Origin of the sequence: Paenibacillus sp. FJAT-26967 (assembly GCF_001541095.1) — a bacterium.
Classification (GTDB): domain Bacteria; phylum Bacillota; class Bacilli; order Paenibacillales; family NBRC-103111; genus Paenibacillus_F.
In genome coordinates this window covers 943,707-959,879 of sequence record NZ_LMXH01000001.1, presented here as the reverse complement: position 1 = coordinate 959,879, position 16,173 = coordinate 943,707, and the positions used below count along the sequence as shown (strand labels likewise).

Annotated in this window: 16 protein-coding genes; 4 read left to right on the top strand and 12 right to left on the bottom strand. The window is 52.9% G+C overall.

Annotation, left to right across the window (positions count from 1 at the left end; all coding sequences use genetic code 11):
• Nucleotides 1–12: 12 nt before the first annotated feature.
• The 4 genes from AR333_RS04220 to AR333_RS04215 form a co-directional block, all read right to left on the bottom strand.
• Nucleotides 13–1,188: an ROK family transcriptional regulator gene (locus AR333_RS04220; protein WP_068774057.1), complete on the bottom strand. Its 1,176-nt coding sequence runs from the start codon at nucleotides 1,186–1,188 to the stop codon at nucleotides 13–15.
• A gap of 301 nt (nucleotides 1,189–1,489) precedes the next feature.
• Complete coding sequence (locus tag AR333_RS25595; protein ID WP_268893079.1) at nucleotides 1,490–1,615, bottom strand: hypothetical protein; 126 nt, start codon at nucleotides 1,613–1,615, stop codon at nucleotides 1,490–1,492.
• Between the two features lie 85 nt (nucleotides 1,616–1,700).
• Nucleotides 1,701–1,814, bottom strand: a complete 114-nt coding sequence (locus AR333_RS24150; RefSeq protein WP_084783497.1) for a DUF4023 family protein — start codon at nucleotides 1,812–1,814, stop codon at nucleotides 1,701–1,703.
• Nucleotides 1,815–1,954: 140 nt separating this feature from the next.
• Nucleotides 1,955–2,308, bottom strand: a complete 354-nt coding sequence (locus tag AR333_RS04215; RefSeq protein ID WP_068774056.1) for a hypothetical protein — start codon at nucleotides 2,306–2,308, stop codon at nucleotides 1,955–1,957.
• 239 nt (nucleotides 2,309–2,547) lie between these two features.
• Here AR333_RS04215 and asnB point away from each other — a divergent pair, with 239 nt between their 5' ends.
• Entirely contained in the window at nucleotides 2,548–4,392 is a 1,845-nt protein-coding gene (asnB, locus tag AR333_RS04210) for an asparagine synthase (glutamine-hydrolyzing) (RefSeq protein WP_068774055.1), read from the top strand.
• 462 nt (nucleotides 4,393–4,854) lie between these two features.
• Here the strand turns inward: asnB and AR333_RS04205 are convergent, their stop codons facing one another.
• From AR333_RS04205 to AR333_RS04195, 3 genes are all read right to left on the bottom strand, one after another.
• The gene (locus AR333_RS04205; RefSeq protein WP_068774054.1) at nucleotides 4,855–5,739 is read right to left on the bottom strand and encodes a non-canonical purine NTP pyrophosphatase; all 885 of its coding nucleotides are present in this window, start codon (nucleotides 5,737–5,739) and stop codon (nucleotides 4,855–4,857) included.
• Nucleotides 5,732–6,481 carry a ribonuclease PH gene (gene rph, locus AR333_RS04200; RefSeq protein WP_068774053.1) on the bottom strand — a complete coding sequence of 250 codons (750 nt, stop codon included), beginning with the start codon at nucleotides 6,479–6,481 and terminating at the stop codon, nucleotides 5,732–5,734. Before rph ends, AR333_RS04205 begins: the two co-directional genes overlap by 8 nt.
• A gap of 167 nt (nucleotides 6,482–6,648) precedes the next feature.
• Nucleotides 6,649–7,692: a GerMN domain-containing protein gene (locus tag AR333_RS04195; protein WP_068774052.1), complete on the bottom strand. Its 1,044-nt coding sequence runs from the start codon at nucleotides 7,690–7,692 to the stop codon at nucleotides 6,649–6,651.
• A 324-nt stretch (nucleotides 7,693–8,016) separates the two neighbouring features.
• Here AR333_RS04195 and AR333_RS04190 point away from each other — a divergent pair, with 324 nt between their 5' ends.
• The gene (locus AR333_RS04190) at nucleotides 8,017–8,529 is read left to right on the top strand and encodes a phosphatidylglycerophosphatase A (RefSeq protein WP_068774051.1); all 513 of its coding nucleotides are present in this window, start codon (nucleotides 8,017–8,019) and stop codon (nucleotides 8,527–8,529) included.
• A gap of 127 nt (nucleotides 8,530–8,656) precedes the next feature.
• Here the strand turns inward: AR333_RS04190 and AR333_RS04185 are convergent, their stop codons facing one another.
• The 4 genes from AR333_RS04185 to AR333_RS04170 form a co-directional block, all read right to left on the bottom strand.
• Nucleotides 8,657–9,646 carry an MBL fold metallo-hydrolase gene (locus tag AR333_RS04185; RefSeq protein ID WP_068774050.1) on the bottom strand — a complete coding sequence of 330 codons (990 nt, stop codon included), beginning with the start codon at nucleotides 9,644–9,646 and terminating at the stop codon, nucleotides 8,657–8,659.
• Nucleotides 9,643–10,392 carry a class I SAM-dependent methyltransferase gene (locus AR333_RS04180; RefSeq protein ID WP_068774049.1) on the bottom strand — a complete coding sequence of 250 codons (750 nt, stop codon included), beginning with the start codon at nucleotides 10,390–10,392 and terminating at the stop codon, nucleotides 9,643–9,645. Before AR333_RS04180 ends, AR333_RS04185 begins: the two co-directional genes overlap by 4 nt.
• A gap of 42 nt (nucleotides 10,393–10,434) precedes the next feature.
• Nucleotides 10,435–11,385: a magnesium/cobalt transporter CorA gene (gene corA / locus AR333_RS04175; protein ID WP_068774048.1), complete on the bottom strand. Its 951-nt coding sequence runs from the start codon at nucleotides 11,383–11,385 to the stop codon at nucleotides 10,435–10,437.
• Nucleotides 11,386–11,496: 111 nt separating this feature from the next.
• Nucleotides 11,497–12,390 (bottom strand): LysR family transcriptional regulator, encoded by an 894-nt coding sequence (locus tag AR333_RS04170; RefSeq protein ID WP_068774047.1) that lies wholly within the window; start codon nucleotides 12,388–12,390, stop codon nucleotides 11,497–11,499.
• Nucleotides 12,391–12,521: 131 nt separating this feature from the next.
• Between AR333_RS04170 and AR333_RS04165 the strand changes: the two genes are divergently transcribed.
• Both AR333_RS04165 and AR333_RS04160 read left to right on the top strand, forming a co-directional pair.
• Nucleotides 12,522–12,932: a CidA/LrgA family protein gene (locus AR333_RS04165; RefSeq protein ID WP_156430826.1), complete on the top strand. Its 411-nt coding sequence runs from the start codon at nucleotides 12,522–12,524 to the stop codon at nucleotides 12,930–12,932.
• Entirely contained in the window at nucleotides 12,929–13,612 is a 684-nt protein-coding gene (locus AR333_RS04160) for an LrgB family protein (protein WP_068774045.1), read from the top strand. The genes AR333_RS04165 and AR333_RS04160 overlap by 4 nt, the downstream gene beginning before the upstream one ends.
• Nucleotides 13,613–14,223: 611 nt before the next feature.
• On the opposite strand, the gene AR333_RS04155 is transcribed toward AR333_RS04160, so the two are convergent.
• The gene (locus AR333_RS04155) at nucleotides 14,224–15,918 is read right to left on the bottom strand and encodes a family 14 glycosylhydrolase (RefSeq protein WP_068774044.1); all 1,695 of its coding nucleotides are present in this window, start codon (nucleotides 15,916–15,918) and stop codon (nucleotides 14,224–14,226) included.
• Nucleotides 15,919–16,173 lie beyond the last annotated feature (255 nt).

The window sequence follows — 16,173 nt, the reverse complement described above, 5'->3', positions numbered from 1 at the left end:
AGTTCGTCAGTTCTACCTGCCTGGCTGAGCAGAAGGAAACGCTTCCAGTACGCTGTGAACGGCACCTAGCAAACCGGCCCGCTCCCTCAGAGAGGCAAGCCTGATCTCGGGCACAACCGGTACCCACTCGGATAGCAGCTGTCTGATCCGCTGCAAACCTTCTACGCTCAGGTTGACCATTTCACCGCTCAGAATGAGCAGTTCAGGGTCAAGCACGCTGACGGTATTGGCTATCCCCGAAGTCCAGCTGCTATAGACTTCTTCGAGAAGCGTCCGCGCCTCTTCGCTGCCTCCTAAGTCCAGCTGATACAACTGCTGAAGAACACTGCGCCCCGCATCTAATGCCAGCCCTGAGGCTGCGGCTTTCTCACAAATCCCGGTTGCGGAGTAATTCTTCTCGAATAAGCCGAAGCCGTCCTGCTTACGGCTGCGCTGGCTGCCGATCAGCATATAGCCGATTTCACCGGCCGCCTCTTTGCTGCCCCTGTAGAACTGCTTGTCGATGATAATCCCGGCGCCGATACCGGTTCCGACATACATGTACACCAGATTGGAAAATCCGGAACCGGCTCCGCCATAGAACTCGCCAAGCGTCATCATGTTGACGTCATTATCCAGAATGACGGGAATGCCCAGCCGCTCTTCAATTTCTCGCCCGACCGGCAGATTCATCCATCCCGTACTCGGAGCGTAACTCACCGTACCGCTTCGCTTCTGCGTAATCCCCGGCAGTCCGACACCCATTCCTATAACCCGGTCCCGCTCAAAGCCGCTTTTCTTCAAAAGTTTCTCCAGGTTAGACTCCAACGCCTGCAAAGCGGAGTCCCCGTTAACCGGCTGGGTCAGGCGGGTGTGCACACTATGCAGAAGCTCTCCCTTCAAATCGGCAATTGCCATCTCCAGTTCACTGCCTTCAAACACGGCGCCTACCACCGTATAAGCCTGCACATTATATTCAAGGAGAATCGGCTTACGTCCGCCTTTGGACTCTCCCGCTCCCACCTCATGAATCAGACCTTCATGAATCATTTCATCCACAAGCGATGAAACACAAGGCCTGCTGAGCTTTGTACGCACCGACAGTTCAGCCCTCGACAAGCGGGGATGCTGGCGCAGCTGGTACAGAATACCTTCGCGATTCATCTGTTTAACTAGCTTCGTATTGCCGGTTTTTCCTTTGCCGATCACAAGCCTACCACCGCCTTACTTAGTTAGAATGACTAACAAACTAATTAAACATAGTATATGTATACGCTTTCAGGTTGTCAATATTATCCGGCGAAATTTTTCTTAATTATTTTTCGAATTGGATATAAGCTCTAAAACAGCTGTTTTTCTTCGTTTTATTTAATTTTCAAGTAAAAATCCCCCATTTCCTGCTTATACGGCGTCATAGCTATGCAACACCACATCTGATATACCTATATCCATTTTCGCGCAAACAAAAAAACCCACTGCAAACGCAGCAGGCTTTCTTCGTTCTCCACCATTATTTTCCTACCCCTTGACTGGGATTGTTCTGGGCTGCATGCTTGACGTTTTTGGCTTCCATCTCTTCGGCAAATTCCGCGTTGACCTCGTACTTTTTGCCTTTGGTCTGTTTAACCTTCGCCATGTTTATCACCTCCGCCCGGATTCCAAGAGTCCTTGCTCCGGCTGCTTTGCGGCAGCCAGCCTGTTCAAACCGCGCTTGGTTTTAATCAATGCTGTTTGTTCGGGAGCCTTTTCTCCGGGTGTTTCTTGCCATGGGTCCTCTGATTGCGCTGTGCTTTCAGCTGAGTATCATGCAATTTGGAGATAAAATGACTGTCCATCTTCGCACGCCTCCTCGGCAAATAATGTAAGTGAAGCCGTCTTAGTATGTCCCTACAGGCTCGATTTGAATTCCTTTGTCACATAAAAAAACAGAAAAAAAGAGCCTGCGAAAGGCCCCTCTGAGATAAAGATAAGTGCATTATTCGATTGCTTCCAGTCTCATAGCCATATCAACCAGCACGGCACGCGATTCCGGCTTCGTCTTCACTTCTTGATACAGTTTCTCAAAAGCTGCCTTATTGTTCTTGAATTCGCCTTCATTCTTAATCGAGAAGTGGCTCCATTCGATCAAACGGTTCTCCGCTTGACGAAGTTCATTGAAAGCTTTATGGAAACCGCTGCGCTCAATCGCATCTTCCATTTCTTTCTGACCGATTTCCGCACCGTTTTGTCTCATATCGTTTAGTTTCTTATCTGCCTGCTGACTTGCTGCAAGAAAGTGTTCTTTGGCCGCCAAATAATCTGTCTGCGCCCTGGCGTATCTACGTTTCATCAATAACAGTCCACCTTTAACATAATTTCCCGCTCACGCTTGGAGAGGGATACGTTCTATCTAGCCCCTATTGTAACAAAATTTCCGGAGAAACAAAACCGGATTAAGCCATCCCATCTTCCAGGCTCCTGAGTTCAGGCGGACAGACATTTTCAGCTCTGCCTCCGCATACCCTTAATCATCGCAATAAACGATCTTCTCCTGCTTGCCTAGAAATGTATACCGAAAGGGTGAACTCCATGTGCGGAATAACAGGATGGATAGATTGGCGCAAAGACTTAACCACTTCCTCATCCATTCTCGAAAATATGACAGAAACTCTTACGCATCGCGGACCTGATGCTTCCGGAACCTGGATTTCCCATCACTGTGCATTCGGCCACCGCCGGCTCAGCGTAATGGATCCCCAGAACGGGGCACAGCCGATGATCCGCAGAGAAGGCGACCGTCTCTATTCCATCGTTTACAACGGAGAGCTGTATAACGCAGTGGAGCTGCGCAAAGAACTGGAACACCGGGGCCATAGGTTCAGCAGCACGTGCGACACCGAAGTACTGCTCGCCTCGTTCGTTGAGTGGGGCCGCAGCTGTGTCGACCGGCTGAACGGCATTTTTGCGTTTGCGGCCTGGGACCAGCAGGAGCAGACGGTATTCCTTGCCCGGGACCGCCTGGGGGTGAAGCCGCTGTTCTACAGCCTGCTAAGCGGCGTGTTCTTGTTCGGCTCCGAGCCGAAGGCCATTCTCGCCCACCCCGATATGAAGGTCGAAGTCGGCGCGGAAGGCCTCGCCGAAGTATTTGCAATCGGGCCGGCCCGAACACCCGGTCACGGGATTTACCGGAATCTGGCGGAACTGAAGCCCGGCCATTATATGGTGTATGACCGCAGCGGATTGACCGTCCGGCCTTACTGGAAGCTGGAGAACCGGCCTCACACGGAGAACGTAGAGGAAACGGCCGCCTATATCCGGGAGCTGCTCGCAGATACAGCCCGGCGCCAGCTCGTCTCCGACGTTCCCGTGTGCACCCTGCTATCCGGAGGGCTTGATTCCAGCGCCCTGACCACGCTGGCCGCTAACCATTACCGGGATAGCGGCAAAGGGACGCTGGATACGTATTCCGTGGACTATGCGGATAACGATAAGCATTTCATAGAAAATGCGTTTCAGCCGAATTCCGACGCACCATGGATCAAACGCATGACTGATTATCTCGGTACAGAGCATCACTATGTCGAATTCGATACGCCTGAGCTCGTGGAATCGCTCCGGTCCGTCGTGCTTGCCCGTGATATGCCGGGTATGGCGGATGTCGACGGTTCGCTGTACCTGTTCTGCCGCGAAATCAAGAACAATGCGACCGTAGCCTTATCCGGCGAAGCGGCCGATGAAATCTTCGGCGGGTATCCCTGGTTCCACCGCGAAGATGCTCTAAATGCGAATACCTTCCCCTGGTCACTGTCACTGCCTCAGCGTGCGGGCATTCTGGCGAGGGACTTCGCCGACTGGATCAAGCCCCTGGAATATGTGCACAGCCGGTATGAGCAGGCACTTGCCGAGGTGCCCCGGCTGGCTGGTGAGACGCAGCAGGAGAACCGGATGCGCGAAATGTCCTACCTGAACATTACGCGCTTCATGCCGACCCTGCTTGACCGCAAAGACAGAATGAGCATGGCTGTCGGACTTGAAGTCCGGGTGCCCTTTTGCGACCACAGGCTGGTTGAATATGTGTGGAACATTCCATGGGACATTAAAACAGCCGGAGAACGCGAGAAAGGTATTCTGCGTAAAGCGCTGGTCGGCGTGCTTCCGGAAGATGTGCTCGCCCGGAAGAAAAGTCCATACCCCAAAACCCACAATCCAAGCTACTCGGCAGCGGTCAAAGAACGGGCTCTTGATATTCTCAGCGATTCGAGTTCCCCTCTTCTCCCTTTCGTAGATGCCGGGAAATTACGGGCAATGGCGGCACCGGGAGCCGAAGCCGCAGAATTCCCCTGGTTCGGCCAACTCATGTCGGGGCCTCAAATGTTCGCTTATTTAATCCAGGTGGATACCTGGCTTCGTGAATACAAGGTATCCATCCGGTAGCCAGGTTCGTTCGCAAACTTACCAGGAAAAGAAGGGCCGGCAATCCGTTAAGATATATGCTGAAACAAATTTGAATTATTGACTCCAGCCTTTCCTTTCATGGAAAGGTTATTTTTGCAGCTTATCCTGTATACGTCTCCTGCAAGTCCTTTACCCGGGGAAGCGTATACCTGTGTTATGTCCACCTTTATAAAGACATTTTCTTGATTGTCCACTCTACGAGGACACGAAATAACTGGCAAGTGAACGACAAGGACTGGATACGTGTTGTGGTGTATCTTGTGGTGTATCTTGTATAGAAACTCCATAGATTGGAGTTAAGAAGCGGAATCCACTATCTGCCCTATAACCATAATCCGGAAATGCAAGTCGCGATTAACTTTCTTCTAAAAACACAAAAAACCGGCTTCGCTTGTTAAGCGAAGCCGGTTGCTCTAGCCAAAGACCCATATCCCTATAAGATCAGACTAACCTCGTCGCATGACGCTCAAAAAACTGCTGAAGCGCCGCTGCTCTATGGCTGATAAGGTTTTTCTCCTCCAGCGGAAGCTCAGCCATCGTCATCCCTTGTTCTGTCAGGTAGAACAACGGATCATATCCGAAGCCGCCCGCTCCTCGCGGCTCCGCGATCACGAACCCTTCGCAAGTGCCCTCCGCCTCCAGGGTGTCCCCGCGCAGCGGGTCCACCAGAGCCAGAGCGCAGACGAAGCGGGCAGGGCTCAGCAAAGCAGGTCCTTGCTCCCCAGGATCTGAGACAGCAGAGGCGCTGCCACTGCCTGCTTGCCAGGTACCGGCAGCGCTGGACCCGGGGCCGTCTTCCTTGCCGGCTGCGTCCATGTCCTTACCGGCGGGGTGACCGTCAGCACTGCCGGTGCTACCGTCAATACGGGCGAGGTTACCATGAACACTGCCGGGACTGCCCCCATGCCGCTCAGACTCCGTGAAGCTGTCGACATTCGTCAGGCTCGCATAGCCGGCTGTGCCGCCCGCCTGAGCGGAAGCCATCGCTCTAAGCTCACTGAGCAGCTTGGCGTTGTTCTCGGCATCTGAAGCGTAATCTCCGGCATACCGGGCGGAGTATACGCCCGGGTCTCCGCCGAGCAGGTCTACGCACAGCCCGGAATCGTCCGCAAGTACCGGCAGATTCAGATGCCGGGCAATGATGGACGCCTTGATCCGGGCGTTGTCGGCGAAAGTCGCGCCGTCCTCGACGATTTCGGGCATAGCATCGAAATCCTCGAGACTGCGCACTTCCTTGCCGTAACGGGCAAAATAATGGGCAAATTCGCGTACTTTGCCCTTGTTGCGCGTAGCGATAACAACTACGCCGCCGCTCCCCTCAGGCACGTGCGCCCGTTCCGATCAGCGTACTCACGTGACCGAGTGCTTTACGCTGCTCCTCAATCATCGTCGCAATCCCGCCTTCTGCCAGAGCAAGCAGGCTGTCGAGCTCTTCACGCGAGAAAGAAGCTTCTTCTCCGGTCCCCTGCAACTCTACGAATTTACCGTCCCCCGTCATGACTACATTCATATCCACGTGAGCCTGGGAATCTTCGGTATACATTAAGTCAAGCAGCGGGCGTCCGCCTACGATTCCGACACTGACGGATGCCAGATAGTCCGTAATCGGAAGGCTTTTCAGCTTACCGTTGTCTACCAGCTTCTGCATAGCCAGAGCCATAGCCACGAAAGCCCCTGTAATGGAAGTCGTCCGTGTGCCGCCATCCGCCTGGATCACGTCACAGTCCAGCGTAATCGAACGTTCACCAAGCGCTTCCAGACTTACAACCGAACGCAAGGCCCGTCCGATCAGACGCTGAATCTCCATCGTCCGTCCGCCTAGTTTGCCTCTTGCCGCTTCACGCTGATTACGCACCTGGGTAGCACGGGGCAGCATCGAGTACTCGGCCGTTACCCAACCTTTGCCTTGTCCTTTCATAAAAGGAGGGACTCGCTCTTCTATACTTGCCGTACAAATGACTTTCGTCTCTCCAACTTCTATGAGAACCGATCCTTCGGCATGTTTGATATAATGGGGGGTAATTTTCATACCTCTTAGCTGGTCATTCTGTCTTCCATCGGCTCGCATTATTTGTTTCCTCCTGTTTGGTCGCAGCATCTTTCGTGCAGTATCCAGTTCTATCCTTCCTATTGTAGCAAAGGAGCCGGGCAAAAGCACATACAAGTTCAGACAAAAAAAGGGAGAGCAGCCTCTCCCGGGGTTCATACAGATAGCGGAATCCGCAGCTTCTATGCTTACAGCTTCTCCGGATTCGGATTCAAATGCAGCGGCCGGGCAACCGGTTTGCTGTAAGTCTGATCGTCAGTGGCCTCGACTTTGGCTTTCCCGTTAACCGTAATTTGAACCTGGGACGCTTTGGTGTTCTCAGTCAGGGACAAGATCACCGACTGGAGACCGTCCGCAGGGGCTTTGAGATTCTCATCCAGCAGCTTATCAGAGAAATTAACCGTCATGACCGAGTCCGAGCTGCTTTTCACATCCAGTACTTTAGCGGATGCGTTCAACACGGGCTGAAGTCCTTTGGAGATGTTCGGACCTTTAACAAGCTCCTCCATGACAGTTCGCGCGATATCATCCGTCCGTTTGACCAGACGGGTTACCGGTACATAATATTTACCTTTATCAGCAGTTCCATTCGTGAAATAAAGCGTGACCGGCGTCGATTGCCCATAATCGATTCCCTGCTGGATTTCCAGGTTAATCCCGAGTTTGCGGGACAGCGGTTCATCAAGCGGAGTCCGCGCAACCGGCATCTCCTTCAGTTCCTGTCCGTTCATTTTGAGTTTAACCCCATCAATCGTGGAGAATCCCGTCAAAGCCCACGTAATGCCCTCCATGATTTTTCTTTCTTCTTTGGCATCGTATTTTTTGAACGCCTGATTGAAATTAACGGTTGCGGTCTTTTCCTTAATATCTACTGTAAGCGTTGTCCCTTCGGGGAGCAGCGCGCTGAAGCCTGCAGGAAGCTGACCGGCTCCGGGGCCGCCCGCTACCATGTATTCAAGAGTCGTTTTGGCGACGGATTGCGTTTTGGGAAGATCCAGGCTGACCGGAACCACATATCCCTGCGGATCTTTCGCATAGACGGTCATTTTAGCGGTCTGGGTCGTCTGGGCAGCCGCCCCCTCTTTACCTGTGCTTACACCCAGCGATGTTTCGATGCCAGCCGGCGGAGCATCAATCGGCTGAGTCTCCGAAGTCCATAGACTGCACCCTGTACCCACAAGCGCAATAGCTCCCGTCACGGCTGCAGCCTGCACCCAGCGATGTTTTCTCATGTCCAACCCTCCTAATCAATATGGTACTGCGCAAACCGGTTTGCCGGAGAACAAGCGGAATCTTCCGCTGCTCCTGTCCCTCTTCCAGTGCTCCACAACCATTTCCAGGACCCCATAACCCTTCTTCCAGCAGCCTCGTCCGCCATCAGATTTGTCCTTCGTAATTCTATGTATACAAGCATGCACCGTGCTTTATGCCGATGTTGTCCGAAAAAGGTGGACGGTCCAATACCTCACCGCAAGTCCGCTTGCTGTTGTACTTGTTCCTAAATAGTGGGTATACTAGGGTATCGCATCTGAATTGATCATGGAGGAGAGACTAACGTGAAATATGCGCTTGATAGTGAAAAAGTGGCTGTGGCGACTCGGGAAATGCTTGAGAAAAGAGGAGTTTCCACTACAGATATCGCAGAATTGACCTTTTTTTTGCAAAAAGATTATTTCGAAACGTTAACTCTTGAACAATGTCTTGCAAGCGTGGAAGCCGTACTCGGCAAAAGAGAGGTGCAGAACGCGATCCTGACCGGAATTCAGCTGGACATGCTGGCCGAAGAAGGCAAGCTGATTTCTCCGCTGCAGGAAATGATCCAGCATGATGAAGGTCTATACGGATGTGACGAAATTCTGGCCTTGTCCATCGTGAATGTATACGGAAGTATCGGGTTCACGAACTTTGGCTATATTGACAAATTAAAGCCCGGCATTCTAAAAAGGCTCAATGATAAAAGCACGTACGAAAAGCACACATTCCTTGATGATATCGTCGGAGCCATCGCGGCGGCAGCCAGCTCCCGGATCGCTCACCGCAAACAGTCGGAGGCGGAACAAATCTTATAATTCACAGCAGCCTGCGGGATGCGCAAAAGAACCTTTCGGAACCACTTGATAAAGTGATTCTGAAAGGTTCTTTTTGATCAGAGTCATGATCGCCGGAGTATGGAGAAGGCGGAAATCCGGTGCATTCTTAAGCCGAGTAGACGATCAGGCCGCCGGCTTCTTCCGCGCGGACACGTCCGCCAAGCTCCAGGCGGACCGTATGCGCGATAGTCTCGGCCATCGCGAAGCGCAGCTGGTGCAGCGACAGACGGTCCCCGAACGTCGCACGGCACAGCTCGTACGCGGTCATCGGCTGCTCGCGCAGCTTGTCCGTCATGAGTGCCAGCCGCTCCTCATGGTGGCGGATCAGCTCCAGCGCCCTTTCGCTGAAACCCGCGAAAGGATCGCGATGGCCCGGATACGCCATCCGGACCTTGAGCCTGCCAATTACATCCAGGCTGCTCAAATACGCACCGAGCGGGTCCTCTTCCACGCCGGGCATGAAGCTGATGTTCGGCGTGATCCGCGGCAGCACATGATCGCCGCAGAAGATCTCTTCCGCATCGGCGTCGTAGAAGCAGAGATGTCCGGCCGCATGTCCCGGCGTCTCGATCGCTTCGTACTCCGCATCTCCGAGGCGGACGCGGTCCCCTGGCCGCAGCGCCGTCATCGACGGCTGCGGCGATACAAGCGGGACGAAGCTGTCCATATGCTTCGTCAGCTGTTCGCACTGCGCGGCATCCATGCCGTGCTGTGCGAACAGCTCCGTAAGCAGCCGTGTCATCGGCTGCCCCGGCCCCCACAGGAGCGCAGCCTGCTCTATGCCGGTTTCCGACAGGTAAACCGGCGCGTCCGTGCGCTCCTGCAGCCACCCGGCCATCCCGTAATGATCGGGATGGTGGTGGGTCAATACGACCTGCCCGATGCGGTCGTAAGGGATACCCAGCTGCGGAAGAACGGTGGTCCACAGTTCTTCCGCAGCTTCCGTGCGCAGTCCGGGGTCCAGGATCGTGACCCCGCCGGCGCTGCCTTGCAGCACGTAGCTGTTGACCCAGCGCAGCGGGAACGGCAGCGGAACCTTGACCTGCCACAATCCGCGGCGCAGCTCCTTCACAGGTGCAGATGCCGGTGTGTTCATTGCGGCACGCCCCCTGTCCGGCTGCCTACAAAGATCATCCGGGCTGAAGTCTTTGGCTCGTAAAGACTGCCGTCATAGCCGCCGTACACACGGTCGACTCTCAAACCGACTTCTTCAAGCATCTTCAGAAAAGCATCCCGCTCATACAGCCGGACTTGTTCGGAATAGCCTCTCTCACCATGCTCTTCGTCCTGGATCGAAATTTTTTTGCGTACATACCCGTCTTCTATGTATCTCGTTTCTTCTATACGCTGTCCTTCTTCTTCACGCAGAGAATGAGGAACCAGATTCTGCTTTACAAAAGCCGGATTCAGGAAGTCAATAATAAACTGGCCTCCCGGCTTGAGCAGCCGCGCAATCTCGCCCGGGACGCGTCCGTTCTCAAGGTCATTCTCGAAATAACCGAAAGAAGTGAACAAATTGACTACCGCGTCAAAAGTCCGGTCCACCGGCACGCAGCGCATATCTCCCTGCATCCAGGTGACGCGGCCGTCTTGATCCAGTTTGCGCGCTTCTTCGAGCAGGACTTCCGACAGATCGACTCCTGTCACATTGAAACCGAAGTCGGCCAGTGCAAGGGAATGGCGGCCCATGCCGCAGCACAAATCGAGCACTTCAGCGCCCTTCGGCAGATCCAGCCAGTCGATCATTCTTTTGACCTCCGCATAAGCCCCCTCAAAATTACGGTGTTTGTACACTAGTAAATAGTCTTTGCCGAAGCTTCTGCGGAACCATTCTTCGTTCAAATTCTCATCCCCGTTTCTCTATGATTAAGTCCGTCTCTCCGCTTAATCGAACCACCCTTTGCGCTTAAACCAATAAAACATCATTGCGGCCACAGCCAGCATTACGCCGAGCACAATAAAGTAACCGGACTGCCAGTGAAGCTCGGGCATATTGTCAAAATTCATTCCGTATATTCCAGCCATGAAGGTCAGCGGCATAAAAATCGTTGTGATCACCGTCAAGGTTTTCATAATATTATTCATCCGGTATGAATTCAGGGAAACGAAATTCTCCCGCATATCCGCTGTCGTATCCCGGACGGAATCTATCATTTCCGACAGTTTCAAGAGGTGGTCGTGGATATCCGAGAAGTAAGCATGCTGCTCTTTGATGTGCGGAATCCTCTCCGAACTTAAGACCCGGTAGAGCAGATCCCTCATCGGTACAATGGTGCGCCTGAGCTGGACAAGCTTCGTACGGATGTCAAAGACGCGCCTCATCAGCGTATGGATGGAATTCCCCTTCTGATCGGAGTCGAATTCATTCATTTCATCTTCAAGCTTATGCACACTCGGAAAAAAATCATCCACAAGTTTGTCCATAATCAGGTAAGCCCCGAAGGATGCCCCCTTGTCCCAGTAAGCCTCGTTCTGTTGGAACTTGCGCCAAGCCCCGTCAATTTCCTTGAGTTTCGTAAAATGAAACGATACCAGAAACTTCGGCGCCAGAAAAAGATCGACCTCATATGCCGCCAGTGTCGAGGGATGAATAGAATGCAGGACAAAAAAGTGCACGTCCCCATAATGATCCAGCTTGGGTCTCTGGAGCCGGTGCATACAGTCTTCCACGGCAAGCGGATGAAAATGAAAATGCCGGTCCAGCAAGAGAGCCTCTTCCTCCGTGGGGCAGTCAAAGTCTACCCAGTACCATTCTATATGATCTTGATCCAGTTCATCCAAAGGAAGGTCGAAGAGAAGCTCCATGCTGCGTGTAACAGCCATTGTGCGGATCATAGCGCTCCTCATTTCATTCAAAATCTCTTATACAAAATTTTGAAAACATTTCTATTATCGTATCATGTTTCGATAGGAAACAAAACCGATAAACCACTTCTTTATTACGCCTTAACGTTCAGGTTCAAACAGCCATTCCCTGGAAAATCTCAGCCACTCCCTGGCAGCGAAAGAGAGGTATCCATCCTTGCGCCAGATCATAGCCAGGTGCCACATTATACTCGGGGACACCAGAGTAATGTCTACGACTTTCGCAGGATCGAGCCTCCGGCAAATAGTTTCGGGCAGCAGCGCTACACCCAGACCGGCGCCCGCCATGGCGCTCAAGAAGTCCCACTGTGAGCTCTCATAGATAATATCCGGTTTGAATCCCGCCTGAATGCATGCCTGCGGTATTCTTTCATATAAAGTAAAGTCTTCCTGGAACATGAGAAAAGGTTCGCGGCTCAGCTCGGCCAGCCGCACGGATTTCCGGTTCGCGAGCCGGTGCTCCTTGTGAACTACCAGCCGCAGCTCTTCTTTGACAAAAGCGAATTGGTCAAACTTCAGCGGATCAACGGGAAGAACCGCAACCCCAAGATCCAGGCTGCCATTCTCGACTTCCTGCTCCACAGTCCGCCCTCCCTCTTCGATCAGGCGGATGCCGATCCCCGGATACAGACGATGGAAGGCCGCGATCAGCTCGGGGAAGAACGGGGCCCCGATCATCGGGGGCAGACCAATGCGGATCTGCCCCTTGCGCATCGACACGACATCACCCAACTGGACGGACAGCTGCTGCACGGAACGGACGATCTGCTGCGCCTGCGCCAGAACGGCTTCGCCCGCGTCAGTCAGCACGATTTGGCGGGACGATCTGTCGAACAGTTCGACTCCCAGCTCCTCTTCCAGCGTACGGATCATCTTGCTGATGGTCGGCTGTGTAACATGGAGCGCTTCAGCCGCTTTCGTAAAGCTGCGGCGTTTGGCCGTCTCGAGAAAATATTGCAAGTGACGAACGTCCATGAGTGTTTTCTCCTTTGCCGCTTACGTTGTTACCCCTTCCATAGAGAAAAGGAATGAAAACTATTCGATATATGTATTTTACCTATCTAAAGGCCGGAAGTATACTCATGGAACAGGAAGGGGTTTTCCGGATGACACAAGGATGGAAAGTACTAAAGCCGTTGACCATAACGATCGGTCAAATCGCGCTGCTGTTCGGCTTTGCTTATTTCGGCAGCCTGCTGTCGAAGGTGCTGCATCTCCCGGTACCCGGCAGTATTGTAGGCATTGCACTTGTATTTGCCTCCCTGCATTTGGGCTGGGTGCGGCTGGAATGGATTGAACAAGGAGCGGATTATCTCCTCTCCAAGCTGCTGTTATTTTTCGTGCCGCCTGCGGTCGGCATTCTGGAATATAAAGAAATGTTCACCATGTCGGGAAGCCGGTATGTGTTGATCATCATTGTCAGCACGTTCGCCGTCATGGCCAGCACGGGCCTGGTAGCCGAATTTGTAGGAAAGCGCCGCGGTGCGAAAGCTGAAAAGGAGGATGCCGCCGCATGAATGCTACCGGACTAATTTATTTAATCGTTACTATAGCGGTATTCTGGGGAGCCAATAAGCTGTATCAGCGTACGCGCAAAGCTTATCTGACCCCGCTGCTCGTAGCGCCTGTGCTGCTGATGGCTATGCTGTACTTCACCGGCACGCCGGTTGAAGTATACAGCGGCGGCACCCGCCCGCTTACCGAACTGCTGCAGCCGGCGACGGTGGCCTTCGCCATCCCGCTGTACCGCCAGTTCAAGCTCCTCCGCAAGCACGCGGTGGTGCTCGTAACCGGCGTCCTGTGCGGTTCAGTGGTCGCTGTGCTGACCTCAGTCCTGCCTGCGGGATGGATTCATGCGAGCCCGCAGATGATCGAGAGCGTCGCGCCGCGGTCGATCACCACTCCGATCGCGATGGAGGTATCGCGATCGCTCGGCGGTATTCCCTCGATCACCGCTGTCTTCGTGGTGATCACCGGCGTCTGCGGCTCGATCATCGGGCCGCTGGTCATCCGCTCGCTGCATATCCGCAGCGGCATATCGCGCGGCCTGCTGCTCGGCATGGGCGCCCACGGGGCCGGCACGAGCAAAGCCCGCGAGCTCGGCAGCGAGGAAGGCGCCGTCGCCAGCGTCGCGATGATTCTCGCCGCGCTGTTCACGCTGGGGCTGATCCAGCCGATGATGGCGCCGTTCTCGTAACCGGCGCGGGTTGGCACGGCATCCGCTGTCCAGATTTTCCGATAGAAATCAGCCGCTGCACAGGCAGACGATCTTCCAGTGTCGGGTTCGCTTTGGGAGGTCGGTCACTGATGTTGTGAGTGCTTCAGCGGCGGGGTGTTCCGATGCCGGGACACGGAGCGCAGATACATGGAGTTCTATTCCCTATGTGTATTTCAGAAACACTCTAAGTACTGCTAATAGCCGCTTGCTGTATGTTTTTTTTATAACAATGTAAGAAGCTTTTTACCAAAAAGACTTCCGTTCCACCTGAGTGGATACGGAAGTCTTTTTGGGAGGTTCAGTTATGAGTTCACGGTTCCATGCGTTTCGTGGTTTCGTGGTTTCGTGGTTTCACGGTTCATGAGTTCACAGTTTAGGCTCAGGTTCAGTTCTTGGTTCTTGGTTCTTGGTTCTTGGTTCTTGGTTCTTGGTTCTTGGTTCTTGGTTCTTGGTTCTCGGTTCTCGGTTCTCGGTTCTTGGTTCTCGGTTCTCGGTTCTTGGTTCTTGGTTTCATGTACTCCTGGAAGTTCAAGTATTCAATTATCCATGAGTTTATTTTAATCTATCCAAGCTCATGAAACTTCCGGCAGCTAGGAAGCTTTAGCCGTTAAAGCGCCTGCCGGAGCTCCCGTCGTTATTTTACCCGCTGCCCCGTTGGTTCCGGGGGTATAGGTGTAGGTTCCCTTGTTAAAGAAGTAATTGGCAGTGTTGTTGCTGTCCCAGTTGTTGCTGCCGTCGTTAAAACAAGCTTCCAATTGGGCAGCCGACCCGATAGGGATCGTAATTTTGGCATAACCGCTGACTTCCGAGTCACTCATTCGTACTCCCGGAACATTCGTCCATGTTCCGCCTGCGGGACGATAATGAATATAAGGCGTACTGAAGCCTTTCTTGTAATACAGCGTTACAGATCCGGTTGTGCCATCAGCCGGTTTGGCATGAGTGATCACGTACTGCTTGAAATTAGCCATTTCCCCTGTGACTGAACCGTCCGGGTTGACCACGTTTGCCAGACGAAGCAGCGTAAAGCCGCTGTAGCCGTATTTCGTAATCTTATCTTCAATCTTCTTGAAAGCGGCAGTGCCCGATGCCGGGAGCGCATTTTCTCCGTTAAGGCGTACTCCTTTGGCACTCGCAATAGCCGAGACTTGATCGACCAGTGTAGAAGGCATGGAATAGTTCGGCGCTGAACCGCTGTCGGACATTTCCAGACAAGTGAAGGTCAAATCCAGGTTGTTGTCTTTAAATTTCTGAATAAGCCGGTTGTAATCATAATACCCTGCTGCCTGTTCCGCGCTGTGCGGCATGGAAGGACTCGTCATCTGCCAGTGCACCCCGGAAACTTTGGCACCGATCGACACGCCGAATACCGGGTCCAAACTTTTGTGAGCCGCGCTGCCAATGATCCCGAGATGATTTTCCAGAACGCTCTGGTACCAGGACAAGAAATCTTTGCCGTAGGCCGTCTTATACCCGCCTCCCGTGTAGAAGCCGTCTCCGTCACCCGGAGGATTAATCTGGTTTGCATTTGTTAAACTAAGTCCCCAAGCCTGATTGATTCCGCTTAGAGATCCGTATTTGGCCAGCATGGCTTGGCGGAATGCATTCTTCGCCGTTTCCGTATAAGCCTGAAATTTGCCTCTTGCAGGATAGCTCCAGCCCGCCGCCGCATTATAGGACGGGAACCGGAGCTCTCCAGCCGGACCGCCGCTCAGATAGATTTTGGGGATAATAGCTTTATATGTAGCAAAATTAGCTGCAAAGGAGCTGTACAGCTCCGTGTACTGCTTGCCGATTCCGTTCCAGAGGGGCGATACGGTCTCATTGTTGACATAGCCGGTCTCGCTCTTGAACTGCATTTCATCCGCGGTTCCTTTGCTCCACAACCAGTTCGGAAGCGGAATATTGCAGTCGTCACCCACGTTGCCGCCGCATTTATGGGTCGAGAGAATAGGAACCCATTTCAGGCCCGCTTCTTGTACGGCACTCGCATAGGTCTTGTAGTAGCCCCAGTCAAACTGGTTATCCCCTGCGCTTTCGACCATTCCCCACCAGACATCGGTTGTAATGGCGTACACTCCGTTACTTTTCAAAGTACGCAGCTGGTTCTTGAACGCATTCCAATCCGTTACTTTGGTCAGAGGCCCCATCACCGAAGCCTGAAAATCATTAGCTGCCGCCGCTTCCGTCTTCACGGTCCCGAAACCGAGAACCGAAGTAACGATAAGGATGAAGCCCAGAAGCTGCAGAGCGGCTTTTTTCAATCCTTTTGTGGTTGCTGTCATTGGATGCACCCTTTCTTGTTTAATGTATCCCATTTACTAATGTAGGATCATCAGGCAGATAGTATGAATTCCCTCCTTTCGATGAAATCGCTTGCAATTAAAATTATAAGGAAATGGACACGTTCGGAACGACCTCTTCAATTGCGGAACTAGTGGATAATTTTGTGGAGTTTATTGAGCATCTTTTTTCGCAACAAAAAAAGCATCCGGTAAAGACGTGCTGTTACACACTCTTACTCACATGCTCTTCTCTCG

Coding starts and splice junctions, on each gene's coding strand:
- rph (WP_068774053.1), bottom strand. CDS start 6,481: ATGCGAGCCGATGGAAGACAGAATGACCAGCTAAGAGGTATGAAAATT.
- AR333_RS04195 (WP_068774052.1), bottom strand. CDS start 7,692: ATGAGAAAACATCGCTGGGTGCAGGCTGCAGCCGTGACGGGAGCTATT.
- AR333_RS04170 (WP_068774047.1), bottom strand. CDS start 12,390: ATGGACGTTCGTCACTTGCAATATTTTCTCGAGACGGCCAAACGCCGC.
- AR333_RS04215 (WP_068774056.1), bottom strand. CDS start 2,308: ATGAAACGTAGATACGCCAGGGCGCAGACAGATTATTTGGCGGCCAAA.
- asnB (WP_068774055.1), top strand. CDS start 2,548: ATGTGCGGAATAACAGGATGGATAGATTGGCGCAAAGACTTAACCACT.
- AR333_RS25595 (WP_268893079.1), bottom strand. CDS start 1,615: ATGGCGAAGGTTAAACAGACCAAAGGCAAAAAGTACGAGGTCAACGCG.
- AR333_RS04160 (WP_068774045.1), top strand. CDS start 12,929: ATGAATGCTACCGGACTAATTTATTTAATCGTTACTATAGCGGTATTC.
- AR333_RS24150 (WP_084783497.1), bottom strand. CDS start 1,814: ATGGACAGTCATTTTATCTCCAAATTGCATGATACTCAGCTGAAAGCA.
- AR333_RS04185 (WP_068774050.1), bottom strand. CDS start 9,646: ATGAACACACCGGCATCTGCACCTGTGAAGGAGCTGCGCCGCGGATTG.
- corA (WP_068774048.1), bottom strand. CDS start 11,385: ATGATCCGCACAATGGCTGTTACACGCAGCATGGAGCTTCTCTTCGAC.
- AR333_RS04155 (WP_068774044.1), bottom strand. CDS start 15,918: ATGACAGCAACCACAAAAGGATTGAAAAAAGCCGCTCTGCAGCTTCTG.
- AR333_RS04165 (WP_156430826.1), top strand. CDS start 12,522: ATGACACAAGGATGGAAAGTACTAAAGCCGTTGACCATAACGATCGGT.